This window comes from Streptomyces sp. NPDC056503, from assembly GCF_042794995.1.
GTDB lineage: Bacteria > Actinomycetota > Actinomycetes > Streptomycetales > Streptomycetaceae > Streptomyces.
Genome location: NZ_JBHTST010000025.1, coordinates 1 through 23,700 on the forward strand (window position 1 = coordinate 1; position 23,700 = coordinate 23,700).

Consider the following 23,700-nt stretch of genomic DNA (forward strand, 5'->3'; position numbering starts at 1 on the left):
GGGCGACGACGTCGCCCGCGGCCTTCGCCACCGACTGGCTGGGGGTGTCCACAGCCATCAGCCGGCCAGCCTTCCTCTTACTTCCAGTCCTTCAGGAGCTTGCGGTAGTTGTCGCCGACCGCCTTCGCCCCCTGCTCCGGGGTGGTCTGGCCGGTGAGGACCTTGGTGTACTCGGTGCCGAGCGGCGTGAAGAGGCTGCCGGCCTCGGGGATCCAGGGGCGCTCGACGGCCTTCTCGACGACCGGCTTGAAGAAGCCGATCATCTCGTTCTTGGCGACGTCCTTCTGGAGGTACGCGGACTGACGGGTCGGGAGGAGGCTGAGCTCCTGGGTGACCTTGGCCTGGTTCTCGACCGACGTCATGTACTCGACGAAGGCGTAGGAGGCCTCCAGGTTCTTGGAGCCCGCGTACACGGCGAGGTTGTGGCCGCCCTGCGGGGCGCCCTGACCGGCGGAGCCGGCCGGGACCGGGGCGATGCCGAGGTTCGCCTTGTCGGCGAACTCCTTGCCGGCGTAGGTGTCGGCCACGGCCCACGGGCCGTTGATCATCATGGCGACCTTGCCGTCCTTGAAGGCGGCCTGCATGTTGTCCCAGCCGTTGGTCGCGTCGGTGATCGCGGTCTTGGAGTCGACGAGGTCCTTCACCGTCTTGAAGGCCTTGACGCCGGCCTCGTTGTCGATGGTGACCGTCTTGTTGTCGGCGTCGACCATGTCGCCGCCCTCGCCGTAGAGGAAGGAGAGGAACCAGTACGGGTCGTCGCCGCGGAGGTACAGGCCGGTCTTGCCGGTCTTCTCCTTGATCGTGGCGGAGACCGTCTTCAGCTCGGCGATGTTCTTCGGGACCTCGACGCCGGCCTCCTTGAAGATCTTCTTGTTGTAGAAGACGCCCATGGAGTCGATGACCTGCGGGACGGCGTAGGTCTTGCCGTTGTACTTGGTGGAGGCGGCGGCCTGGGCCAGGAAGTCGCCCTCGTCCTTCAGGGCGGCGGTGCCGTCCAGCGGGGCGAGGTAGCCGAGGTTGGCGAAGTCGGGGGTCCAGGCGACCTCGGAGCGGATCACGTCGGGGGCGCCGGCGCCGGCCTGCGCGGCGTTCTTGAACTTGTTCTGCGCCTCGCCGAAGGGCACGTTCACGTACTTGACCGTGACCTTCGGGTGCTTCTTGGTGAAGTCCTCGGCGACCTTCTTGAAGACCTTGTCCTCGGAACCGACCGTGGAGGTGTCCCACCACGTCACGGTGCCGGAGAGCTCGCCCGAGCCCTTCGCCGCACCGTTGGAACCGCTGTCGCTTCCGCCGCACGCCGCCAGGGTGACGCCCAGGGCCGCGACCAGCGCGGTGGCCGCTATGCCACGCCGCATGTGAACTCCTTCAACATGATCCCGGGGAGACGAGGGGCTGGAACCTTCCTCATTGCGACCGCTCCCTCGCGGCGCTCCGGGTTGCCAGGAACGTAACAGGGATGAAAACGAGCCGAAAGACCTTGCGGCGGATTTCTGCAAGAACCGGGGATCGTTACATCCGCGTGTCCCGAAGGTTGCCGTCGCGCCGCTTGACAGCGACATGGAGGCTCATCTTCCGCCGATTCATCCGATATATCCGACGGAAACCGGCCAGGGAGCGCACAAGGAACCGGCCCTTCCGCAACAACGATCCCTCGCATCCCGCTGCAAGACCTGCAAGACCTTGCGAGCCGCCTTGCGAGCCGTCCCGCCAGAAGCGGCACCGACCCCACTGGTGGGCAATACGCGCTGTGACCGGTACAGTCCACTCTCATGACCGCGCGGCTTGCCGACATCGCAGCCCAGGCGGGGGTCAGTGAAGCCACAGTCAGCCGCGTGCTCAACGGCAAGCCCGGTGTGGCCACCGCCACCCGTGAATCCGTCCTTGCCGCGCTCGACGTGCTCGGCTACGAGCGTCCGGTCCGGCTGCGCCAGCGCAGCGCCGGCCTCGTCGGGCTGATCACCCCCGAACTGGACAACCCCATCTTCCCGGCCCTCGCCCAGGTCATCGGGCAGGCCCTGACCCGCCAGGGCTACACCCCGGTGCTCGCCACCCAGACCCCCGGCGGGTCCACCGAGGACGAGCTCACCGACATGCTGGTGGAGCGCGGGGTGGCAGGCATCATCTTCGTCTCCGGCCTGCACGCGGACACCACCGCGGACACCTCCCGCTACGACCAGCTGCGCGGCAAGGGCGTGCCGTACGTCCTCATCAACGGCTTCTCCCCCAAGGTGCAGGCGCCCTTCGTCTCCCCCGACGACCGGGCCGCGATGCAGCTGGCGGTCACCCACCTCGCCGCCCTCGGCCACACCCGGATCGGGCTGGCCGTCGGACCGAAGCGCTTCGTGCCGGTGCTCCGCAAGATAGAGGGCTTCCAGAAGGGGATGCAGGACCGTCTCGGCCTCACCTCCGAGCAGTCCGAGGAACTGATCCAGCACTCCCTGTACACCCTGGAGGGCGGCCAGGCGGCGACCGCCGCCCTGATCGCCAAGGGGTGCACGGCGGTGGTCTGCGCCTCGGACATGATGGCGCTCGGCGCCATCCGCGCGGCCCGCCAGCAGGGGCTGAACGTGCCGAGGGACGTCTCCGTCGTCGGCTTCGACGACTCCCCGCTCATAGCCTTCACCGATCCGCCGCTCACCACCATCCGGCAGCCCGTGCAGGCGATGGGACAGGCGGCGGTCCGGGCCCTCCTGGAGGAGGTCGGCGGCACCCCGGCACCCCACTCGGAGTTCGTCTTCATGCCGGAGCTGGTCGTCCGCGGCTCCACGGCGTCGGCCCCTCCCCACACCCCGTAGTCGGCACCTCCCGGCGCCTAGTACCTGAGGGGGAGAGGGTGCGCCGTACACCCGACCGAGGGATGATCGGTCGGGGGGCGTGGATCTGGCAAACTCTCTGCCTATGGGTGAAACGACCGTGAAGAGTTTGGACGACCGGACGACCCCGTCGTCACCCATCGTGGCCGACGGCCGGTGGGCGTGGCTGCGTGCGCGCACTCCACGGCGTCCCCGCATCTGGTTCGAGCTGCTGCTGATCGGCGTCAGCTACTGGGTGTACTCGCTGATCCGCAACGCGGTGCCGGAGCAGAAGACCGAGGCGCTGAAGAACGCGGACTGGATCTGGAGGACCGAGGAGTCCCTCGGCCTCGCCTTCGAGCACGCCGTCAACCACGCCGTGAACTCGGTGACCTGGCTCATCGTGTCGATGAACTACTACTACGCGACGCTGCACTTCATCGTCACCATCGGTGTGCTCGTGTGGCTGTACCGATGGCAGCCGGGCCGTTACGCCGCGTTCCGTACCGTCCTCTTCGCCACCACCGCCGTGGCCCTGGTCGGTTACTACCTGTATCCGCTCGCGCCGCCGCGGCTGATGGAGAGCAAGGACTTCATCGACACGGTGCTGGTGCACCACACCTGGGGCTCGATGGCCTCGGGCGACCTCAAGCACATGTCGAACCAGTACGCGGCGATGCCGTCGATGCACATCGGCTGGTCGCTGTGGTGCGGGCTGACCCTCTTCTTCCTGGCGAAGGCGCCGTGGGCCCGGATCCTGGGCCTGCTCTACCCGGCGGCGACGCTGGTCGTGATCGTCGCGACCGCCAACCACTTCTGGCTGGACGCCGTCGGCGGCATGCTCTGCCTCGCCTTCGGCTTCCTCGTCGCGTACTTCTGGTACGGCACCTGGCCCCACCGCCTCTCGAAGCAGGTGGAGCCGCTGGTCGTCGTCGAGGCGGAGGTGGAGGCGCCCGCCCCCGCGACGCGGGGGACGGACACCGAGCGGGACGCGGACCGCGAGGAGCGCGTCGGCTCCGGAAGGTGATCCGGCCGCCGCTGACCGTGAGCACCGGAGGCCCCCGCCGTTTCGCCGGCGGGGGCCTCCCGTGTCTCCGAGGCCGGGGCGGTCAGACGGCCCGGCAGACGGCGAAGTTGAAGTCGCCGGTGCCGAGGAGGCCGTAGAGGCGCAGCCAGATCGGCATGAGCTGTTCGGTGGCCCGGGCGCTGGTCAGGTCGCCGAGGTCGGTGATCCGGGCGGCGGGCCAGCCGAGGGAGCCGAGCAGTCCGGTGACGACGGCCTTGGCGTCCTCGTCGTCGCCGCCGACGAAGACGACGTGGTCGCCGGGGACCCGGCCGGGTTCGACCATCACCGTGTTGGTCATGGTGTTGAGCGTCTTCACGACCCGGGCCCCGGGGAACTCCGCCTGGATCCGCTCGGCGAGGCTGAGGCCGTCGAAGGTGACCACCTTCGGCGGGAAGCCCTCGGAGAAGTCGAGCGGGTTGGAGACGTCGACGAGCACCTTGCCGTGCAGGTTCTCGGCGCCGGCCGCCTCCAGGGCCGCGAGGGAGACGAGTCCGCCGGTGGCGTTGACGACCAGTTCGGCGGTGGCGGCGACGTCGGCGAAGGTGCCGTGGGTCGCGCCCGGGTGCCTCTCGGCCCACTTCACGGCCTCGGCGTTGTCCGCCGTGCGGGAGCCGAGCCCGACCTCGTGGCCGAGCCCGGCGAGGGCGGTGGCGAGTCTCCGGCCGACCTCGCCCGTGCCCAGTACTGCGATCCTCATCCTCGTGCGCTCCGTCCGTCCGTCCGAAATTCGTCGTCCGGATCCGACCCTACGGTTCCGTGATCATGGAGGGACGGCTTCCAGCGATCCGTTCAGGCGACGGCCTCCGCGCGGACGGCGTCCCGGGCCTCCTGCCGGACCACGGGCCGGCGGCGGGCGGGCAGGCCCAGGGTCGGGTGGGCGACGCCCCAGGCGGCGCCCTTGCAGATGAGCTCCTTGTAGCGGGCGGCGAAGCGGCCGGTGAGGGCCTTCTCCTTGGCCTGGTCGTCGGCGGTGACGAACTGGATCAGGGCCTCCCCGCGGCCCAGCGAGACGCACTGCTGGGCGTAGCGGATGGCGATGCGGGGCACCTCGACGCCGGCGAGCCGGGCGGCGAGGGCGTCGGCGGCCTGCCAGGCCATCGGGACGCCCGAGGCGCAGGACATCCGCAGCGGCTTGTCGTTCGGGCCGGCGGCCAGCGCCGCGTCGCCGACCGCGTAGACGTCGGGGTGGGAGACCGAGCGCATGGTCTCGTCGACCACGATCCGGCCGTCGCCGGCGAGCGCGAGGCCGCTGGCCCCGGCGATCGGGTGGACGGCGAAGCCGGTGGTCCAGACGGTGACGTCGGCCGGGACGACGGCGCCGTCGGCGGTGGTCACCCGGTCCGCGGCCACGGCGGCGACCGCCTGGTGCTCGTGGACGGTGACGCCGAGCCGCTCGACGACCTTCCGCAGGTGGCCGCGGCCCTTCTCCGAGAGCCAGTCGCCCAGGGCGCCGCGGGCGACCAGGGCCACGTCGAGGTCGGGGCGGGCCTCGGCGATCTCGGTCGCGGCCTCCAGCCCGGTCAGACCGGCGCCGACCACCACCACGGGCCGTCCGGCCTCCAGGGCGGCCAGCCGGTCGCGGAGCCGGAGGGCGCCGGGGCGGGAGGAGAGCTCGTGGGCGTGGTCGGCGACGCCGGGGACCCCGCCGTGGTTCCAGCCGCTGCCCAGGGCGTAGACGAGGCTGTCGTACCCGAGCTCCTCGCGTCCGGCGGCGCCGTCCACGGAGACCGTCTTGCGGTCGGCGTCGACGGCGGCGACCTCGCCGAGCTTCAGCTCGACGCCGCTGCCGGCGAACATCTCGGCGAAGGGGCGGGGGGTGAGCTCCTGGCCGGCCGCGAGCTGGTGCAGGCGGACGCGCTCGACGAAGTCGGGCTCGGCGTTGACGAGGGTGATGGTGACGTCCTCGCGGCGCAGCCGGCGGGCGAGGCGGCCGGCGGCGACGGCTCCGGTGTAGCCGGCTCCGAGGACGACGATGCGGTGCTGCATGACCGAGCTCCTGTCTGCGCGGGGTCCGCGCCGTTTCTCCGGCGTGGTCTCGCACCTTGAACCGGGCGGCCCCGCGTTTCCTGACAGGATTCGAATGTGACCCGCGTCACACCCCTCGCGGGGGTGTCAGAGGGTGTACAGCGGGGCCCCGTGCTCCCCGGCGGCCCACCGCTCGGTGGCGCGGTGCAGCTTGTCCGGGTTGACCTGGCTGCGGACGGCGACGATGCCGTCGGGGGTGACCTCCAGGCAGCTGATCCCGACGACCCGGCCGTCCACGACGGCGATGATCGCGGGCTCGCCGCCGGCGATGCCGGCGTAGATGTCGGGGATGCCGCCGACCAGGGCCCGCTTGGCGGGGGCGGGCTTGAACAGGCCGCGGAGGAAGGTGGCGACGGCACGCGCGCCCTCGAAGGCGCTGGCACGGGCGGGCACCTTGCCGCCGCCGTCACCGAGGGCGGAGGCGTCCTGGGTGAGCAGCCGGACGAGGGGCTCGGTCCGGCCGCTGGTGGCGGCGGCCAGGAACTCCTCGACGATCCTGCGGGCGGAGGCCTCGTCGATCTCGGTACGTGCCCTGCCGTCCGCGATGTGCTTCTTGGCGCGGTGGAAGAGCTGCTGGGCGGCGGCCTCGCCGATGTCGAGGATCTCCGCGATCTCGCGGTGCGCGTACCCGAAGGCCTCGCGCAGCACGTACACCGCCCGCTCGTTGGGGGTCAGCCGCTCCAGGAGGACGAGGACGGCGTACGAGACGGACTCCCGCTGCTCGGCGGTGTCGGCGGGACCGAGCATGGGGTCGCCGGCGAGCAGCGGCTCGGGAAGCCACTGGCCCACGTAGGTCTCGCGGCGGGCGCGGGCCGAGGTGAGCTGGTTGAGGCAGTAGTTGGTGAGGACCTTGGTGAGCCAGGCCTCGGGCACCTCGACGCGGCCGGTGTCGGCGGCCTGCCAGCGCAGGTAGGTCTCCTGCACGGCGTCCTCGGCCTCGCTCGACGAGCCGAGCATCCGGTAGGCGATGGCCTCCAGCCGGGGCCGCGCCTTCTCGAACCGGTCCACGTCACTCGTCAGCAGGGCCATGCCCCGATCGTATCGGCAGGGCCGGGGCCCGGCGGCCCCGGCCCGATCCTCAGGCCCCGTAGAAGAGTTCGTCGACGACCGCGCGGGCGCGCCGGGTGATCCGGCGGTAGTCGTCGACCAGCTCCCCGACATGACCGGGGGCGTACCCCAGGTAGCGCCCCACGGCGGCCAGTTCGCGCGGCTCGGAGGGGAAGGTGTCGCCGGGGCGGCCGCGGACCAGCATGACCGCGTTGCGCACCCGGGTGGCGAGCACCCACGCCTCGTCGAGGGTCTGGGCCTCCTCGGTGGGGATCAGCCCGGCGGCGTGGGCGGCGAAGAGCGCGGCCCGGGTGCGGGTGGTGCGCAGCCCGGGCTCGGCCCAGCCGTGCCGCATCTGGAGCAGCTGGACGGTCCACTCGACGTCGCTGAGGCCGCCGCGGCCGAGCTTGGCGTGGAGGGTGGGGTCGGCGCCGCGCGGCAACCGCTCGGACTCCATGCGGGCCTTGAGCCGGCGGATCTCGCGGACCGCCTCCTCGCCGAGGCCCTCGGCGGGGTAGCGGAGCGGGTCGATCAGCTCGATGAACCGCCGGCCGAGATCGTCGTCGCCGGCCATGGGGGCGGCGCGGAGGAGCGCCTGGGACTCCCAGACGAGCGACCAGCGGCGGTAGTAGGCCTCGTAGGAGGCGAGGGTGCGGACCATGGGGCCGCTCCTGCCCTCCGGGCGCAGATCGGCGTCGATCAGCAACGGCGGGTCGGTGGTGGGCAGTTGGAGGAGCCTGCGCATCTCGGTGACGACCCGGTTGGCGGCCTTGGCGGCCTCCTGCTCGTCCACGCCCTCGCGCGGCTCGTGGACGAAGAGGACGTCGGCGTCGGAGCCGTAGCCCAGCTCGTGACCGCCGAAGCGGCCCATGCCGATGACCGCGAAGCGGGTGGGGAGTTCGTCGCCCCACTCGGCGCGGACGGCGGCGCGCAGGGCGCCGGCGAGGGTGGCGGCGTTGAGGTCGGTGACGGCCTCGCCGACCCGGTCGACCAGGGCCCCCGGGTCGGAGGTGCGGGGGCTGTCCTCGGTGCCGTAGGAGTCGATGAGGTCGGCGGCGGCGGTACGGAACAGCTCGCGGCGGCGCACCCCGCGGGCGGCGGCGACGGCCTGCTCGGCGTCGTCCGCGCGGTTCACGGCGGCGAGCACCTCCTGCTCCAGGTGGTCCCGGCCGCGCGGCTTCAGCCCCTCGGGATCACCGAGTATGGCGACCGCCTCGGGGGCGCGCAGCAGCAGGTCGGGGGCGAGGCGGCCGGCCGAGAGGACCCGGGCGAGGTTCTCGGCGGCGGCGCCCTCGTCGCGCAGCAGCCGCAGGTACCAGGGGGTCTTGCCCAGCGCGTCGGAGACCCGGCGGAAGCCGAGGAGGCCCGCGTCCGGGTCGGCGGAGTCGGCGAACCAGCCGAGCAGCACCGGCAGCAGATGGCGCTGGATCGCCGCCTTGCGGCTGACGCCGGAGGCCAGTGCCTCCAGGTGGCGCAGGGCGGCGGCGGGGTCGGCGTACCCGAGGGCTTCGAGGCGCTGGCCGGCCGCCTTGGGGCTGAGCCGGATCTCACCGGGGGCGAGCTGGGCGACGGCGTCGAGCAGCGGCCGGTAGAAGAGCTTCTCGTGGAGGCGGCGGACGACGGAGGCGTGCCGCTTCCACTCCTTGTTCAGCGCGGCGACCGGGTCGGTGCGCAGGCCGAGGGAGCGGCCGAGGCGGCGGAGGTCCTCCTCGCCCTCGGGGACGAGGTGGGTGCGGCGCAGCCGGTAGAGCTGGATGCGGTGCTCCATGGCGCGCAGGAAGCGGTACGCCTCGTCCAGCTGGGCCGCGTCGGCGCGGCCCACGTATCCGCCGGCGGCGAGGGCGGCGAGCGCGCCCAGGGTGGAGCCGCTGTGCAGGGTGGCGTCGCTGCGGCCGTGCACCAGCTGGAGGAGCTGGACGGCGAACTCGACGTCCCTCAGGCCGCCGGGGCCGAGCTTCAGCTCGCGGTCGACCTGGGCGGCCGGGATGTTGTCGACGACCCGGCGGCGCATGGCCTGCACGTCGGTGACGAAGTTCTCGCGCTCGGCGGCCTGCCAGACCATCGGGGAGACGGCGTCGACGTACGCGCCGCCGAGCTCCGCGTCGCCGGCCACCGGGCGCGCCTTGAGGAGCGCCTGGAACTCCCAGGTCTTCGCCCAGCGCTGGTAGTAGGCGAGGTGGGAGGAGAGGGTGCGGACGAGCGGGCCGTTGCGGCCCTCGGGGCGGAGGTTGGCGTCGACCGGCCAGATGGTGCCCTCGACGGTGGTCTCGGAGCAGATCCGCATGAGGTGGGAGGCGAGCCGGGTGGCGGCCTGGAGCGCCTTCGCCTCGTCGGCTCCCTCCACCGGCTCGCCGACGAAGATCACGTCGACGTCGGAGACGTAGTTCAGCTCGTGGCCGCCGCACTTGCCCATGGCGATCACGGCGAGCCGGCACCGGGCCGCGTCGTCGGGTTCGGCCGCCCGGGCGATGGCCAGCGCGGCCCGCAGGGTGGCGGTGGCCAGGTCGGCCAGCTCGGCGGCGGTCTGGGCGACGTCGGTGGTGCCGCAGACGTCCCGTGCCGCTATCCCCAGGAGGCAGCGGCGGTAGGCGACCCGCAGGGCCACCGCGTCGGTCGCCTCGGCGAGCCCCCGCTCGAACTCGGTGACCCCCGGGTGCAGGTCGACCGCCTCGTAGGTGACCAGGGTCTCCCAGTCCCTCGGGTGCCGGGCGAGGTGGTCGCCGAGCGCCTCGGAGGCGCCGAGCACCCCGAGCAGCCGGTCCCGGAAGGGCTTGGCGGAGAGCAGGGTGGTGGTGAAGGTCTGGCGCTCGGTCTCGGGCTGCGCCTCCACCAGCCGGACCAGGCCGCGCAGGGCGAGGTCGGGATCGGCGGTGGCGCCCAGCGCGTCGAGCAGGACGGAGTCCCCGCGGAGCGCGGCGAGCTCGGGCAGGCCGAGGAGCCGCTCGGCCCCGGACGGATCGGTGAACCCGTGCCGCAGCAGCCGTGAGAACGTACTGCTCCTGCGCCCCGGCACCGTCATCTCCGCCGCTCCCTCCAGCCCGTACGCCCGACGGATCGAGCCTATCCGCAGCGGCCGACGGGGGCGTGCGGGGCGGGGTCGGCGAGCCTTCCCGGGGACGCCTCCCGCGGGCGTCCGCACGACGGTCCGCGACCGGTCCCGCCTGCCCTGATCCGGCAGGGATCACACGTGACGTCGGGCACATCAGGCCGTTTTCGGAACCCGGCGGCGGCTCCGGCCCTGTAGCCATGTGAGTCGCCCGTCCCGTCGCGCAGCCGTCTCCGCAGCCGTCGCCGCCGTGGGCTCGCGTATCCGCCGTCACCGCCGACGCGCACCCGTCCCCGAGGTAGAGAGCCCTGCCGCGCCCATGCCCGTTCGCCGTCCCACCCGCCTCATACGTCCCTTCCGTCACCGCCGGTCCGCCGTGGCCGTGGCGACGGCCGCCGTGCTGACCGGCGGCACCCTCGCGGGCGTGCTGACGGCGACGGCCGCCCAGGAGGAGCCGGCGCCGCCCGGCGGCATACGGGCCTCCGCCGGGACCTCCGCCGAGGCCGCCGCCCGGGCGCAGTCCCCCGCCCCGCTCTCCGTGGTCCAGTTCGTCTCCCACCCCGACGACGACCTCTACTTCATGAACCCGGACACCGCGCAGTCGCTGGCCGACCGGACCCCGCTGACCACCGTGTACCTGACGGCCGGCGAGGCGAACGGCGTCAACGCCCGCTCCGCGCGGACCGCCGTGACCGCGCCGGACAAGCCCGCGTACGCCGAGGCCCGGCAGAACGGCATCCGCGCCGCGTACGCCGAACTGGTCACCGGCGACCGCACCAGCCCCTGGGACCGGACGGTGATCCCCACGGCCGGCGGCGGCGCGGCCGAACTGGACACCCTGCGGGCCCGGCCCGGGGTGCGGCTGGTCTGGCTCCAGCTGCGCGAGGCCGGCTCCCCCTCCGGCGACCGCCCGCACAGCCTGCGGGGCCTGTGGCACGGCCGGATCCCCGCGCTCGGCTCGCTGCGCTCCTCGGGGACGCCGGTCGCCGCCGACTTCGCGTACTCGAAGGAGCAGGTCGTGGCCACCCTGACGGGGCTGCTCGACCGCTTCCGGCCGACCTTCGTCCGCACCCTGGACCCGACGCCCGGCACGGACGCGGCGACCGGGCGGCTGCGGGACCACCAGGACCACGCGTACGGGGCGCGGTTCGCGCAGGCGGCGCTCGCGCGGTACGCGGAGCGGCCCGGACACCCGCCGGTCGGGACGCAGAGCTACATGGGCTACCCGAACACCGAGCTGCCGCCCGCCCTGGACGGCCGCACCGCCGGGGAGAAGCTGCGCAGCCTGCGGACGTACGCCTGGCTCGACGGGACCGACCACTGCGGCAGCCCGGCGGGCTGCGGCGACCTGAAGATGGCGGACCGGCCGCAGGGCCGCGGCTGGACGACCACCGTGCGGTACGCGCGGGGCGCCTCGACCGGGTGGCTCCAGCGGGCCGCGGACGGCGGGCTGCTGGCCTTCGGCGTCCAGGACGGGCGGCTCGCGACCTGGCACCGGGCGCCCGGCGGCGCCTGGAAGGGACCGGAGTCGCTGCCCGGCGGCGGCCTGGACGGCGGTGTCGCCTCCGTACGGCTGCCGGACGGGCGGATCGCGGTCTTCGGCACCCGGACCTCCTTCGCGGGCCCGGCCGGCTACCGGCGCGAGGTCGTCACTGTCGAACAGACCGCGCCGGGCGGGCGGTTCGGGGACTGGCGCTCCCTCGGCACCCCCGGGAAGCGGGACGAGGCCGACCGGACGCCGGACATCGGCGCGCCCGCGGTCACCGTGGACGGCACGGGGCGGGTCTCGCTCTTCCTGCGCGACGGCGACCACCGGCTCGCCGGGCGGGAGCGGAAGCCCGGCGGCGGCTGGGGTCCGTGGCGCGCCCTGGGCGGGGCCGGGCTGCACGGCGACCCGGTGGCGGCGACGGACGCCCGCGGCCGGACGTACCTCTTCGCGGGCACCCGGCGCTCGGTCCTGATGTGGACGGGCGGCCCGGACGGCGCCCCGGTCGCCGGACCCCGGCCGACCGGTCTGCCGGCGACCACGCTCGCGCTGAGCGCGGGCCCCTCGCCGGCCGGCGGCGGCATCCGGCTCTGGTACCGCGAGCCCGGCACCGGCGAGCCTCGGGCCGCGGACTTCGCGGGCCCCGCCCGGCTCGCCCCGGTCGCCCCGCCGCCCGGCGGCGTCGCCGGCTTCGGCCCGGTCAGCGCGGCGGACGGCCTGGTCGCGGTCCGGTCCAGGACCGGCCGCCTCGCCGTCGCCCCGCTCGCGGACGGCGGCTCCTGGCAGCTCTCCGGCTTCCCGCTCGCGGGCGCTCCGGCGGCCGGCCCCGGCGGGGTGGCCGCCCTGGGGCAGGACGGCCGGCTGCACTGGGTCCCCGCCCCCCGCTGATCCGGGCGCGCCCGGCGCACGCCGTGAGCCGGTCGGGCGGCGGACGGGTCGAGTGCCGGACGGGACAGGCGGCGGACGGGTCGAGTGTCGGACGGGACAGGCGGCGGACGGGTCGAGTGTCGGACGGGTCAGACCGCGGACGGGTCGGGTGCCGGACGGGGCAGGCGTCGGGCAGGACGGGGCAGGCGTCGGGCGGGTCAGGCGTCGAGCAGGACCGGGAAGGACTCCAGGTCGTTCTGGGTCATCACCGGGAGGTTGCGGAGCTCCTCGTCCGGGACGGCCAGGCGCAGCCGCGGGAAGCGGGCGAAGAGCGCCGGGAGGGCGATGCCCGCCTCGACGCGGGAGAGCGCCGCGCCGGGGCAGATGTGCGGGCCGTGGCCGAAGGTCATGTGGCGGTTGGGCGCCGGCCGGGTGGCGTCGAAGGCGTCGGCGTCCGGGCCGTGCTGCTCGGGGTCGCGGCCGATCACCCGGTAGGAGACGACCACGCCCTCGCCCTTCGGGATCACGGCGTCGCCGACCTCGACGTCCTCGGTCGCGAACCGCATCAGCAGATGGGTGGTGGGGGTGTCCCAGCGCAGGGTCTCCTCGATCACCGCTTCCCAGGAGACCTCGCCGGCCAGCACCATCCGCAGCTGCTCGGGGTGGGAGAGCAGGGCGCGGACGGCGTTGAGGACGAGGCCGATGGTGGTCTCGTGGCCGGCGGCGACCATCGCCTTGAGGTTGCCGACGACCTCCTCCTCGGTCAGCGGCTCGCCGCCGTCCTCGGCGAGGATGAGCGCCGAGGTCAGGTCGTCGGTGGGCAGGGCGGTCTTGGCGCGGACGAGGTCCGTGTAGAAGACGTCGAGCTCGGCGAGGAGCGCGAGCCGCTCCTCCTGCGGGGTGAGCATCGAGAAGAACTTCTTGTACTGCCGGGTGAGCATCGTGTTCGCCTGGGGGTCGACGCCCATCAGCATGCCGACGACCCGCATGGGCAGCGGCTGCGCGAAGACCGACTTGAGGTCGACGACGGCGCCGTCCCGGCCGCCCTCCTCCAGGGCGTCGAGGAGCTCCGCCGTGAACTTCTCTATGTCGGGGCGGATCGCCTCCAGGCGGCGCGGGGTCAGCGCCTGGGAGGTCTTGGCGCGCAGCCGGCGGTGCTCCTCGCCGTCGACGGTGAACATGGAGCGGCCGGCGTCGATCATCCCGATGAGCGGCCAGGCGTGGGTGACCACGCCGCTGGTCCACAGGTCCCAGGCGGCCATGTCCTTCACGAGCCGGGGGTCGACGAGCAGGCGCCGGGCGTCGGCGTGGCGGGTGACGGCCCAGGCGGGCACGCCCAGCAGGTCGATGCGGGCCAGCGGGCCGGCGGCGCGGATCCGGTCGGTCTCGCCGTCGAGGTCCTGGACCATCGGATCGACGACGACGACGGACGCGGCGTCCCGGGCGGCTGCGTGCGGGCAGGTCACGAGGGGGCTCCAGTGGTGGGTACGGGGGTGAACCGGACGGGCAGGGCGGTGGTGCCGCGCAGGAAGGCGGAGGGGCGGCGGACCAGTTCCCCCACGGGGACGGCGAGTTCGAGGTCGGGCAGCCGGTCGAGCAGGACCTCGATGCCGGTCCTGGCGATGATCTCGGCGATCTCCTGGGCGGGGAACGGGCAGCGGTACTCGCCGTGGCTGAAGGCGAGGTGGGCACCGCTGCCGCCGCGCTCGGAGGGGGCGCCGCCGGGGGCGCCCTGCCGGATCACCGGGTCGGTGTTGGCGGCACCGAGGCCGAGCAGCAGCAGGTCGCCGGCCTTGATCCGCCGCTCGCCGAGCCGGGTGTCGCGGACCGGCCAGCGGCCGGCCAGGATCTGGGTGGGCCCGTCCTCCCACAGCACCTCGGTCATGGCGTCGGCGACGCTGCGACGGCCGCGGGCCATGGAGTCGGCGAAGTCGTCCTCGGTGAGCATCAGCCGGACGGAGTTGCCGATCCAGTCGGCGGTGGTGAGGTGGCCCGCGGCCGTGATCGCCATCAGGTCGAGCATGTACTCCTCGTCCGTGAACTCCTCGGGACAGGCGAGCATCCGGGAGGTCACGTCGTCGCCGGGCTCGGCCCGCCTGGTGGCGACCAGCCGGGCCATGTGGCCGGCGAACCGCTGGTGGGCGCTCTGGGCCTCCGCGCCGCCGTCGGCGAGGTCCTTCAACACCCGGGCGATGTCGGCGCCTTCGTCGTCGGGGAAGCCGACGAGCCGGGCGAGGACGAGGACGGGGAGGGGCTCGCAGAAGGCCGCGACGAGGTCGGCGGTGCCGCGGGCGCAGAAGTCGTCGACGAGCCGGTCGGCCAGCTGCTCGCAGTGGCCGCGGATCTCGAAGGGGTCGACGGCCTCCAGGGCGGGGACGACCATCCGGACGTGCCGCCGGTGCTCCTCGCCCGCGCTGAAGTAGATGGAGGGCAGGGGCTGTCCGACCATCGGGAGCAGCGGCCAGTCGGCGGGGATGTGCGGCCACTGGTTCCACAGGCCGACGTCCCGGGGGAAGAGTTCGGGGTCGCTGGTGACCTGGTGGACCTCGCGGTAGCCGATGACCAGCCAGGCGGGGAAGCCGCCGGGGAGTTCCACCGGGACGACCGGGCCGTGCTCGCCGCGCATGGACCGGTAGAGGGACTGCGGGTCGGTGTGGAAGCCGGGTCCGGAGAGCGGGACGGCCGCGGGGCACCCGGACGGGGGTGCCGCGTCGGGAGCGGGCGGCCCTGCGGGCGGGGAAGGCGTCATGAGTCCTGTCTCCTGCGGTGTGCGGCCAACGCGTGGTCACTATAGGGACGTTGTATGACGCCGGAGCGGTCGTTCCCGATCCGTCCTGCTCCTCGAACGAAAGGATCAGGTCACCCGGCCGGGAGCAGGTGGATTTCCGTCAGGTCCCCCGCGTGGACGGGGTGCGGTGCGCGGTCGGGTGCGGGACGGTGGTCCCATGAACTGGACACTGGAAGTCGTCCCGGTCCCCGTCACCGACATGGACCGGGCGAAGGAGTTCTACGCCGACAAGTGCGGCTTCGTCATCGACCTGGACGACGAGGTCGCCCCCGGGACGCGGATCATCCAGGCGACCCCGCCGGGCTCGCGCTGCTCCATCGCCCTGCTCTCCGGCATGCCGCCGATGCCCGGCACCCGGACGACGGCCCCGGGCGGCCTGCACGGTCTCCAGCTGTGCGTCACCGACATCGAGGCGGCCCGCACCGCGCTCGTCGAGACCGGCGTGGACGTCTCCCCCGTGATGCACGTCGGGGCGGCCGGCTGGGAGGAGGGCAAGGGCGGGACCTGGAACTCCTTCCTCACCTTCGAGGACCCCGACGGCAACGGCTGGGTGGTCCAGGAGGCCCCGTCGGAGCTCTCGGAACGCTGAGGGACCCCGGGCCCGGGTACGACACCGACTCGGGCTCGGGTTGCGGCTCGGGCTCGGACTCGGACTCGGACTCGGGCACCGGCACCGGCACTGGCACTGGCACCGGCTCGGGCTCGGACTCGGGTTACGGCACCGACTCGACCCCGGACTCGGGTTACGGCTCCAGCCGCACGAGGAAGCGCACCAGCCCGCCGTCCTCCCCCTCCACCGCCGCGCGCCGCATGCCGGCCCGTTCCATCACCCGGTGGGAGGCGGCGTTGGCGGGGTCGGCGTCGCCCCGCAGGACGGTGGCCCCGGCCGACCGGGCGATGCCGATCACCGCCGCGAGCGCCTCGGAGGCGTACCCCTTCCCCCGCTCCCCCGGCACGATCCCGTACCCCACGGTCACGGACCCGTCCGGCCCGGGCGGCCCGTGGAACCCGATCCCCCCGACGACGAGCCCGCCCTCCGCCAGGCGTATCTGGTACGTGCGGAAGGCCCCCGGATCCCCGTCCTCGGCGCACCGCCGCAGGAAGGCGCCGACCGAGGCGAGGTCGCCCACCCCCGGGTACCCCTCCCCCCACCGGTCCTCCGGCAGGGGCTCGCGGGCGGCGATCCGCTCGCCCTCGGGGACGGAAAGGGGGTGCAGGAGCAGCCGCTCGGTGGCGACGGATTCGATCTTCACGAGGGAAGTCTGGACACCCCGCCCGGCGGCGGCAAGGGGATTCCCGCCGGTCCGGGGGCCGGACCGTCGTGGAACTCGCCGTCGTCGCCCTGGACCCGGGCGCCCAGGAGCACCGCCACCCGCCGCAGGGCGGCGAGGTCCTCGGGGGCGGGGTCCTTGGCGACCACCCGCCCGTCGTGCCACCACAGGGCGGAGGCCCCGAGCGCGGGGTCGGCCGCCACCAGGGCGTCCCACTCCCGCGCCGCGATCTCCGGGCCCTCCTCCGCCCACCACGGGTCGCGCCGGGTGACGTGGAGGTCGTACCCCATCGGTCAGAGCACCGGCAGGTTCTTCCGCAGCTCGAAGGCGGTGACCTCGGAGCGGTACTCCTCCCACTCCTGCTTCTTGTTGCGCAGGAAGAAGTCGAAGACGTGCTCGCCGAGGGTCTCGGCGACCAGTTCGCTCTTCTCCATGAGGGCGATGGCCTCGCCGAGGTTCTGCGGGAGGGGCTCGATGCCCATCGCGCGGCGCTCGGAGTCGGAGAGGGCCCAGACGTCGTCGTCGGCGCCGGCGGGGAGTTCGTACCCCTCCTCGATGCCCTTGAGGCCGGCGGCGAGGAGGACCGCGTACGTCAGGTAGGGGTTGGCGCCCGAGTCGATGGAGCGGACCTCGACGCGGGAGGAGCCGGTCTTGCCGGGCTTGTACATGGGGACGCGGATGAGGGCGGAGCGGTTGTTGTGGCCCCAGCAGATGTACGAGGGGGCCTCGCCGCCCGAGCCGGCCGTGCGGGAGGAGCCGCCCCAGATCCGCTTGTACGAGTTGACCCACTGGTTGGTCACGGCGGAGATCTCGCCCGCGTGCTTCAGCAGGCCCGCGATGAAGGAGCGGCCCACCTTCGACAGCTGGTACTCGGCACCCGACTCGTAGAAGGCGTTGCGGTCGCCCTCGAAGAGGGAGAGGTGGGTGTGCATGCCCGAGCCCGGGTAGTCCGAGAACGGCTTGGGCATGAAGGTGGCCTGGACGCCCTGCTCCAGCGCCACCTGCTTCATGACCAGGCGGAACGTCATGATGTTGTCGGCGGTGGAGAGCGCGTCGGCGTAGCGGAGGTCGATCTCCTGCTGGCCCGGGGCGCCCTCGTGGTGGCTGAACTCGACCGAGATGCCCATCGATTCGAGCATGGTGATGGCCTGGCGGCGGAAGTCCATGCCGACGTTCTGCGGGGTGTGGTCGAAGTAGCCGGAGTTGTCGGCGGGGGTGGGGCGCGAGCCGTCGAGCGGCTTGTCCTTCAGCAGGAAGAACTCGATCTCGGGGTGGGTGTAGAAGGTGAAGCCGAGGTCGGACGCCTTGGCGAGGGCCCGCTTGAGCACGAAGCGCGGGTCGGCGAAGGACGGCGAGCCGTCCGGCATGAGGATGTCGCAGAACATCCGGGCCGTGCCGGGCGCCTCGGCCCGCCAGGGCAGGATCTGGAAGGTGCCCGGGTCCGGCTTGGCGATCATGTCCGACTCGTAGACGCGGGCGAAGCCCTCGATCGCGGAGCCGTCGAAGCCGATGCCCTCGTCGAAGGCCTGCTCCAGCTCGGCGGGCGCGACGGCGACCGACTTCAGGAATCCGAGCACGTCGGTGAACCAGAGACGCACGAAGCGGATGTCGCGCTCTTCGAGCGTACGGAGCACAAATTCCTGCTGCTTGTCCATTTCCACACCCATCCTCGCTGGTCAGGCCGCCTGATCCCACCGCCTCGGGTACATCGGGGGGCACCTGAGCATCCCACCACATGGTTTCGCGCACGTTGCACACCCATACTGCCTGTTCGGGTGTGACACAGGTAACCGAGGACCTCCGGAAGTCCTACCCCGTTCGGCCCACGGAGCCCTCTCGCCCACTACCATCTGCGCCCATGGGAGCCATGCGGCTCGAACGCCCGTACCGGCACGCGCGTCCCATGGCACTGGTGAGTGCCGTGGCGACGCTCCTCGCCGCGCTCTTCGTCTGTCTGGGGAGCGGTCCCGGCGGGCCGGGCGGCCATCCGGGGCACGAGCGGGCCGCCGCCACCGCCCCCGTGGCGTCCCCGGGCCCCACCGCCACCCCCGTCCCCGGAATCGGGCGGGCCGCGTACGTCTGCCCGTACGACCGGGGCGACTGCTCCCTCTTCCCGTCGCTCTCCCCCGCGGTGCTCAGCGCCCCGCCCCTCGATCCGCCGCTGCACACGGAGGACCGGCTGCCGCGCGTCGACGCGCTCGCCGGTGACGGTGCGGGGCGGGATCCGGGGACCCGGCCGCGCGCCCCGGACCTGCACGTCCTTCAGGTTCTCCGGACCTAGGGCGGTCTCCGCCCTCCTCCGAACGACGACTTCCCCCCCTTTTTATCTTTCCCAGAAGGACGACACCACCATGGCCGCCAACCGCTCCACCACCGCCGACCGCCGCGCCCGAATAGAGGAGATGCGCCGCGCCGAGCAGGCCCGCGAGCGCCGCAACCGCTTCGTCACCATCGGCGTCTCCGCCGTCGTCGTGCTGAGCCTCGTCGGCTTCGGCACCTTCGTGCTGATGAAGAAGGCCGACGAGGAGGACGCCAAGGAGGCCGCCGCCAAGGCCCCCATCGCCGGCGAGAAGTCCTGGGACGCGGCGAAGCTGGGCCGCAACCACGTCGAGACCGCCGTGAAGTACGACGTGAAGCCCCCGGTCGGCGGCGACCACCACCCGGTGTGGCTGAACTGCAACGGCGACGTCTACGACAAGGCCGTCCCCGAGGTGAACGCCGTGCACTCCCTGGAGCACGGCGCCGTGTGGGTGACCTACAACAAGAAGGCCGCCGAGGCCGACGTGAAGAAGCTGAAGGACAAGGTCTCCGACACCCCCTACACGCTGATGAGCCCGGTCGACGACCAGACCGGCGCGATCATGCTCTCCGCCTGGGGCAAGCAGGTCACCGTGGACAGCGCGACCGACCCCCGCGTCGACGCCTTCTTCACCAAGTACGTGCAGGGCAAGCAGACGCCCGAGCCGGGTGCCGCCTGCACCGGCGGCGTCGGCGCCGACGGCGCGGGCGGCGCGGGGATGGGCCAGTGAGCCCCCGCCGCACCCGTTACGCGGCCATCACCGCGGTCGCCCTCTCGGTGCTCTTCGCCGCCGGCGCCGTCACGGTCGCCTCGGCCGAGCGCGAGGAGGCGCCGCGCACTCCGGTGAGCGCCTCCGCCGACGCCGGCTTCGCCCGGGACATGTCGGTCCATCACCAGCAGGCCGTCGAGATGTCCTTCATCGTCCGGGACCGGACGACCGACGAGTCGGTCCGCCGGCTCGCGTACGACATCGCCAACACCCAGGCCAACCAGCGCGGCATGATGCTCGGCTGGCTCGACCTGTGGGGCCTGCCGAAGGTCGAGTCGGGCACCGCGCCGATGAGCTGGATGGGCATGCCCGTCACCGGCGACGCCGCCGCCAAGGACGGCGCGCTGATGCCCGGCATGGCGACGGACACGCAGCTGGACGCCCTGCGGAAGGCCTCCGGCAAGGAGGCCGAGATCCTCTACCTGCGGCTGATGACCGCCCACCACAAGGGCGGCGTGCACATGGCCCAGGGCTGTGTGCAGAAGTGCTCGGTGGACATCGAGCGGGACCTCTCCCAGGGCATGGTCGACGCCCAGGAGTCGGAGATCGCGCTGATGGCGGACATGCTGCGCAAGCGCGGCGCCACCGCCTGAGGACCTCGCCGAGGCGCTCCCGGCCCCCGTGACCCGCTGCGGTCGCGGGGGCCGACGCGTGCCCGCAGAATGAAAGGCGCTCGGGGAACCACGTGCGTGCAACGACGCTCGACGAAAGGTTCGCACCCCATGACCACGGCGAAGGACATCATGCACCCGGGAGCCCAGTGGATCCCGGCCCACGAGACGCTCGACCGCGCGGCGCAGATGATGCGCAACCTCAACGTGGGGGCGCTCCCCGTCGCCGACGAGAACGAGCGGCTGTGCGGCATCGTCACCGACCGCGACATCGTGATCCGCTGTGTGGCGATGGGCCACGACCCGGCGAAGGTGACCTGCGGCGAGATGGCGCAGGGCACTCCGCGCTGGATCGACGCCGGCGCCGACGTGGGCGCGGTCCTGGAGGAGATGCAGAGCCACCAGATCCGGCGGCTCCCGGTGATCGAGAACAAGCGGCTCGTCGGGATGATCAGCGAGGCCGACCTGGCGCAGCAGCTGTCGGACGAGCAGCTGAAGGCGTTCTGCGCGAGCGTCTACGCCACCTCCTGAGAGGTTCCGAGGACGACCCGGGCGACCGTGCCCGGGTCGTCCCGCATGACCAGATGGCCCGAGGGCACGGCCGCCTCGTAGCGGGCGCCGAGCCGTCGGGCCAGGGTGCGCTGGCGGCGCTCCCAGCGGGCGGATCCGTCGGGGGCGGCGAGGACGGTGACGGGGGCGGCGGGCGGGAGGGGGTGGTCGCGGCGGAGGGCGAGCAGCTCGGCGGCGACCGGGCCGTAGGCGGCGTTCTCGCGCAGGGTGCCGCGCCAGACGCGTGAGGAGCGGTAGACGCGGCGGACCTCGGCCGGCGGGGCGGTGTCGGGGCGGAGGGCGAGCCGGCGCAGCGCGGGGCCGAGGGCGGCGGGCAGGCCGAGGGCGGTGAGCGCGGCTCCCGCCGCGGCGGCGAGGGCCGGACGACCGGGGCGGGGGTGGTCCTCCACGGAGGAGTCGACGAGGACGAGGGCGGCCGTGCGCTCCGGGTGGAGGCGGGCGAAGCCCTCGGCGTGCAGGCCGGCGATCGAGTGGCCGACGACGGTGACGGGCCCGGGCAGGCCGAGGGCGTCCAGGAGGGCGGCGATCCGCCCGGCCTCCCCGGCGAGGGTCGGGGGCGCGGTGCTCTCCTGGGTCAGGCCGTGGCCGGGGCGGTCGAAGCGGACGACGGTGCGGTGCGGGGCGAGCAGCGGGACGACCGGGTCCCAGTCGAACCAGCAGAGGCCGAGCCCGGCGGAGAGCACGCAGACCGGGCCCTCGCCGTCGACGGCGACGTGGTGGGCGAGGCCCCCGATCCGTACGAAGGCCGTGTCCGGGCGTCCCGCGGCGGTCACTTCCGGGCGTCCTCTCTCGCCAGGGACGCGGCGAGGACCACGAGCCACACCGCGACGAGCAGCACCTGGAGGCGCTGGCCCGCGCCGAGGGCCCAGTGGCCCCGGCCGGCCTCGAAGGCGGCGACGGCGGCGAGGGTCCAGGCGGTGGCGGCGAGTGCGAGACCGACGAGGACCGGTCCGGTGCGGGCCAGGGGCGGCCAGAGGCCGTACCGGCGGGCGGCGAGGGTGAGGGTGAGCATGGCGAGGAGCGCACCCGTCATGGCGAGTCCGGAGCTGACGGCGTGGGCCGTGTGGGTGGCGGGGAGGAGGCCGGCGGACTCGCGGGCGGCGCAGTCGGGGTCGGCGGTGGCGGCGCAGCTCAGCGGGAGGCGGGAGTCGACGGCGGTGGCGGCGCCGAAGAGGGCGAGGGCGGCCCAGCCGGCGAGGAGCCAGGGGCGGCGGGCGGTGGCCCCGGGGGCGGGGCGGGCCCAGCCGGGGACGCCGGCCGGGGGCCTGGCGGGGGCGCGGGCGGCGAGGAGGCCGGGGACGGCGCCGGCGAGGACGAGGAGGCCGGCGGCGAGGTCGGTGGCGCGGAAGAGGCCGCCGAGGGGCTGGTCGGCGGCGGCGAGCTCGGAGACGTACGTACGGACCGGGTCGAGACCGGTCCGTACGACGGCTTCGAGGACCCAGGCGGTGTACGCGAGCGCCCCCAGGAACAGCAGGGCGGCGGGGGCGCGCGTGACCTTTCCGGGCATACGGGGTCAGACGTCAGGGAGTGCCGGAAGGTTCCCGGTGGTCCGGGTGGACCCATTCGGGCTTGCGGAACCTGAGCAGGGCCGCGGGGATGAGGATGCCGAGGACGAGCAGGCCGCCGCCGACGACCAGCAGGTAGCGCCAGAGCGGTTCGCCGTCGAACTGGTCGGGCGGGACGAAGCCGATGACGAGGGCGAGGACGGAGGCGACGAAGCCGATGGTGGCGACCCAGGTGACGGCGGGGACGCGGAAGCCGCGCTCGACGCCGGGCTGGGTGCGGCGGAGTCGGACGACCGCGACGAACATCAGCAGGTAGGCGATCAGGTAGATCTGCACGGTGATGACGGAGAACATCCAGTAGGAGCTGGAGACGCTGTCGCTGAAGGCGTACAGGATGCCGATCAGGGTGGTGACGACGCCCTGGGCGACCATGATGGCGGTCGGGGAGCCGGCCTTGTTGAACTTCTGGAAGGCGGGCGGGAGGTAGCCCTCCTGGCGGGAGAGCAGCACGAGGCCCTTGGCGGGTCCGGAGAGCCAGGTGAGCATGCCGCCGAGGGCGGCGCAGACCAGCATGACGCCGACGACCCTGGTCATCCAGCCGATGGAGAAGTGGTCGAAGAAGGCCTCGAAGGCCTGCATGAGGCCGGCGGTGAGGCTGAGCTGTTCGGACGGCATGACCCAGGCGATGGCGAGGGCCGGGAGGATGAAGATCAGCAGGACGAGCCCGGTGGCCAGGAACATCGCCCTGGGGTACTCGCGCTTGGGTTCGCGCAGCGAGGAGACGTGGACGCCGTTCATCTCCATGCCCGCGTAGGACAGGAAGTTGTTGACGATGAGGACGAGGCTGGCGAGGCCGGTCCACGGCGGGAGCCAGTGGTCGGCGGTCATCGGCTGGGCGGAGGGGTTGCCCTGGCCGAGGAAGACCATGCCGAGGAGGACGAGGAGCACGCCGGGGACGAGGGTGCCGACGATCAGGCCGAAGGAGGAGAGTCCGGCGATGGCCTTGGTGCCGCGCGAGGAGATCCAGACGCCGGCCCAGTAGACGGTGACGATGACGATCGCGACGTAGAGGCCGTTCTCGGCGAGCGAGGGGTCGATGACGTACGCGAAGGTCGAGGCGACGTAGGCGAGCAGGCTGGGGTAGTAGGCGATCGTCATGGCGAACTGGCACCAGACGGCGAGGAAGCCGAGGGGTTTGCCGAGGGCCTCGCTGACCCAGCGGTAGATGCCGCCGGACCAGCCGGAGGCGAGTTCGGCACCGACGAGGGCGGTGGGGAGCAGGAAGACGACGGCGGGGAGGAGGTAGAGGAAGACCGCGGCCAGGCCGTAGATGGCCATGGTCGGCGCGGGCCGCAGGGAGGCGACGGACGCCGTCGTCATGAAGGCGAGCGTGAGCCAGGAGATGAACTGCCGCTTGGTGCCGTCGTCCTGGAGGACCGCCGCGTCCTCGCCGGTGGCGGGCCGGGCCGACTCCGCCGGATCGTCAGTGGTCGTCATGGGCCCATGATCACGGGGGTGGACGTACTTCGCATGTCGGGACGGAGCGGGTGGGCCGGCC

At 73.3% G+C, this 23,700-nt stretch carries 21 protein-coding genes; 8 read left to right on the top strand and 13 right to left on the bottom strand.

The genetic code is table 11. The features are described 5' to 3' along the window. Positions 1-77 precede the first annotated feature (77 nt). Positions 78-1,355, bottom strand: coding sequence for an extracellular solute-binding protein (locus ACFQ8C_RS10470; RefSeq protein WP_383454471.1), 1,278 nt, complete (start codon positions 1,353-1,355; stop codon positions 78-80). 414 nt (positions 1,356-1,769) lie between these two features. Between ACFQ8C_RS10470 and ACFQ8C_RS10475 the strand changes: the two genes are divergently transcribed. Next, entirely contained in the window at positions 1,770-2,795 is a 1,026-nt protein-coding gene (locus tag ACFQ8C_RS10475; RefSeq protein ID WP_383454474.1) for a LacI family DNA-binding transcriptional regulator, read from the top strand. A gap of 103 nt (positions 2,796-2,898) precedes the next feature. Beyond that, the gene (locus tag ACFQ8C_RS10480) at positions 2,899-3,819 is read left to right on the top strand and encodes a phosphatase PAP2 family protein (protein ID WP_383454477.1); all 921 of its coding nucleotides are present in this window, start codon (positions 2,899-2,901) and stop codon (positions 3,817-3,819) included. 82 nt (positions 3,820-3,901) lie between these two features. Here the strand turns inward: ACFQ8C_RS10480 and ACFQ8C_RS10485 are convergent, their stop codons facing one another. The 4 genes from ACFQ8C_RS10485 to ACFQ8C_RS10500 form a co-directional block, all read right to left on the bottom strand. Beyond that, positions 3,902-4,555 carry an NADPH-dependent F420 reductase gene (locus ACFQ8C_RS10485; protein ID WP_383454480.1) on the bottom strand — a complete coding sequence of 218 codons (654 nt, stop codon included), beginning with the start codon at positions 4,553-4,555 and terminating at the stop codon, positions 3,902-3,904. 92 nt (positions 4,556-4,647) lie between these two features. Next, positions 4,648-5,844, bottom strand: coding sequence for an NAD(P)/FAD-dependent oxidoreductase (locus ACFQ8C_RS10490; RefSeq protein ID WP_383454483.1), 1,197 nt, complete (start codon positions 5,842-5,844; stop codon positions 4,648-4,650). A 126-nt stretch (positions 5,845-5,970) separates the two neighbouring features. Then, positions 5,971-6,912 (bottom strand): RNA polymerase sigma factor SigJ, encoded by a 942-nt coding sequence (gene sigJ, locus ACFQ8C_RS10495; RefSeq protein WP_383454484.1) that lies wholly within the window; start codon positions 6,910-6,912, stop codon positions 5,971-5,973. Between the two features lie 49 nt (positions 6,913-6,961). After that, positions 6,962-9,949 (bottom strand): bifunctional [glutamine synthetase] adenylyltransferase/[glutamine synthetase]-adenylyl-L-tyrosine phosphorylase, encoded by a 2,988-nt coding sequence (locus tag ACFQ8C_RS10500; RefSeq protein WP_383454487.1) that lies wholly within the window; start codon positions 9,947-9,949, stop codon positions 6,962-6,964. 409 nt (positions 9,950-10,358) lie between these two features. Between ACFQ8C_RS10500 and ACFQ8C_RS10505 the strand changes: the two genes are divergently transcribed. After that, on the top strand, positions 10,359-12,350 hold the full coding sequence (locus ACFQ8C_RS10505; RefSeq protein ID WP_383454489.1) for a PIG-L family deacetylase: 1,992 nt from the start codon (positions 10,359-10,361) through the stop codon (positions 12,348-12,350). A 197-nt stretch (positions 12,351-12,547) separates the two neighbouring features. On the opposite strand, the gene ACFQ8C_RS10510 is transcribed toward ACFQ8C_RS10505, so the two are convergent. Both ACFQ8C_RS10510 and ACFQ8C_RS10515 read right to left on the bottom strand, forming a co-directional pair. Continuing rightward, positions 12,548-13,795 (bottom strand): cytochrome P450, encoded by a 1,248-nt coding sequence (locus tag ACFQ8C_RS10510; RefSeq protein ID WP_383454491.1) that lies wholly within the window; start codon positions 13,793-13,795, stop codon positions 12,548-12,550. Further along, positions 13,792-15,078: a cytochrome P450 gene (locus ACFQ8C_RS10515; protein WP_383454494.1), complete on the bottom strand. Its 1,287-nt coding sequence runs from the start codon at positions 15,076-15,078 to the stop codon at positions 13,792-13,794. Before ACFQ8C_RS10515 ends, ACFQ8C_RS10510 begins: the two co-directional genes overlap by 4 nt. Before the next feature lie 196 nt (positions 15,079-15,274). On the opposite strand from ACFQ8C_RS10515, the gene ACFQ8C_RS10520 reads away from it, so the two are divergent. Beyond that, positions 15,275-15,706, top strand: coding sequence for a VOC family protein (locus tag ACFQ8C_RS10520; RefSeq protein WP_383454496.1), 432 nt, complete (start codon positions 15,275-15,277; stop codon positions 15,704-15,706). A gap of 154 nt (positions 15,707-15,860) precedes the next feature. Here the strand turns inward: ACFQ8C_RS10520 and ACFQ8C_RS10525 are convergent, their stop codons facing one another. Genes ACFQ8C_RS10525 through ACFQ8C_RS10535 form a run of 3 tightly spaced genes read right to left on the bottom strand, consistent with a single transcriptional unit; the run spans position 15,861 to position 18,043 of the window. Next, on the bottom strand, positions 15,861-16,370 hold the full coding sequence (locus ACFQ8C_RS10525) for a GNAT family N-acetyltransferase (RefSeq protein WP_383454499.1): 510 nt from the start codon (positions 16,368-16,370) through the stop codon (positions 15,861-15,863). Next, positions 16,367-16,678: a hypothetical protein gene (locus tag ACFQ8C_RS10530; RefSeq protein ID WP_383454501.1), complete on the bottom strand. Its 312-nt coding sequence runs from the start codon at positions 16,676-16,678 to the stop codon at positions 16,367-16,369. Before ACFQ8C_RS10530 ends, ACFQ8C_RS10525 begins: the two co-directional genes overlap by 4 nt. Before the next feature lie 3 nt (positions 16,679-16,681). Then, complete coding sequence (locus tag ACFQ8C_RS10535) at positions 16,682-18,043, bottom strand: glutamine synthetase family protein (protein WP_030755173.1); 1,362 nt, start codon at positions 18,041-18,043, stop codon at positions 16,682-16,684. A gap of 203 nt (positions 18,044-18,246) precedes the next feature. Here ACFQ8C_RS10535 and ACFQ8C_RS10540 point away from each other — a divergent pair, with 203 nt between their 5' ends. The 4 genes from ACFQ8C_RS10540 to ACFQ8C_RS10555 all read left to right on the top strand — a co-directional run bounded on the left by ACFQ8C_RS10540 (position 18,247) and on the right by ACFQ8C_RS10555 (position 20,598). After that, entirely contained in the window at positions 18,247-18,669 is a 423-nt protein-coding gene (locus ACFQ8C_RS10540; protein WP_383454504.1) for a hypothetical protein, read from the top strand. A gap of 70 nt (positions 18,670-18,739) precedes the next feature. Beyond that, positions 18,740-19,417 carry a DUF3105 domain-containing protein gene (locus tag ACFQ8C_RS10545; protein ID WP_383454505.1) on the top strand — a complete coding sequence of 226 codons (678 nt, stop codon included), beginning with the start codon at positions 18,740-18,742 and terminating at the stop codon, positions 19,415-19,417. Beyond that, the gene (locus ACFQ8C_RS10550) at positions 19,414-20,049 is read left to right on the top strand and encodes a DUF305 domain-containing protein (RefSeq protein ID WP_383454507.1); all 636 of its coding nucleotides are present in this window, start codon (positions 19,414-19,416) and stop codon (positions 20,047-20,049) included. The genes ACFQ8C_RS10545 and ACFQ8C_RS10550 overlap by 4 nt, the downstream gene beginning before the upstream one ends. 129 nt (positions 20,050-20,178) lie before the next feature. Further along, the gene (locus ACFQ8C_RS10555) at positions 20,179-20,598 is read left to right on the top strand and encodes a CBS domain-containing protein (RefSeq protein WP_383454509.1); all 420 of its coding nucleotides are present in this window, start codon (positions 20,179-20,181) and stop codon (positions 20,596-20,598) included. Here ACFQ8C_RS10555 and ACFQ8C_RS10560 read toward each other — a convergent pair. From ACFQ8C_RS10560 to ACFQ8C_RS10570, 3 genes are read right to left on the bottom strand one after another with little or no spacing between them, the layout of a single operon-like run. Continuing rightward, on the bottom strand, positions 20,583-21,410 hold the full coding sequence (locus ACFQ8C_RS10560; RefSeq protein WP_383454511.1) for an alpha/beta fold hydrolase: 828 nt from the start codon (positions 21,408-21,410) through the stop codon (positions 20,583-20,585). The two genes, ACFQ8C_RS10555 and ACFQ8C_RS10560, sit on opposite strands and share 16 nt — an antisense overlap. After that, positions 21,407-22,144 carry a DUF998 domain-containing protein gene (locus ACFQ8C_RS10565; protein ID WP_383454514.1) on the bottom strand — a complete coding sequence of 246 codons (738 nt, stop codon included), beginning with the start codon at positions 22,142-22,144 and terminating at the stop codon, positions 21,407-21,409. Before ACFQ8C_RS10565 ends, ACFQ8C_RS10560 begins: the two co-directional genes overlap by 4 nt. A gap of 13 nt (positions 22,145-22,157) precedes the next feature. Then, positions 22,158-23,639 carry an APC family permease gene (locus tag ACFQ8C_RS10570; RefSeq protein WP_383454517.1) on the bottom strand — a complete coding sequence of 494 codons (1,482 nt, stop codon included), beginning with the start codon at positions 23,637-23,639 and terminating at the stop codon, positions 22,158-22,160. Positions 23,640-23,700 lie beyond the last annotated feature (61 nt).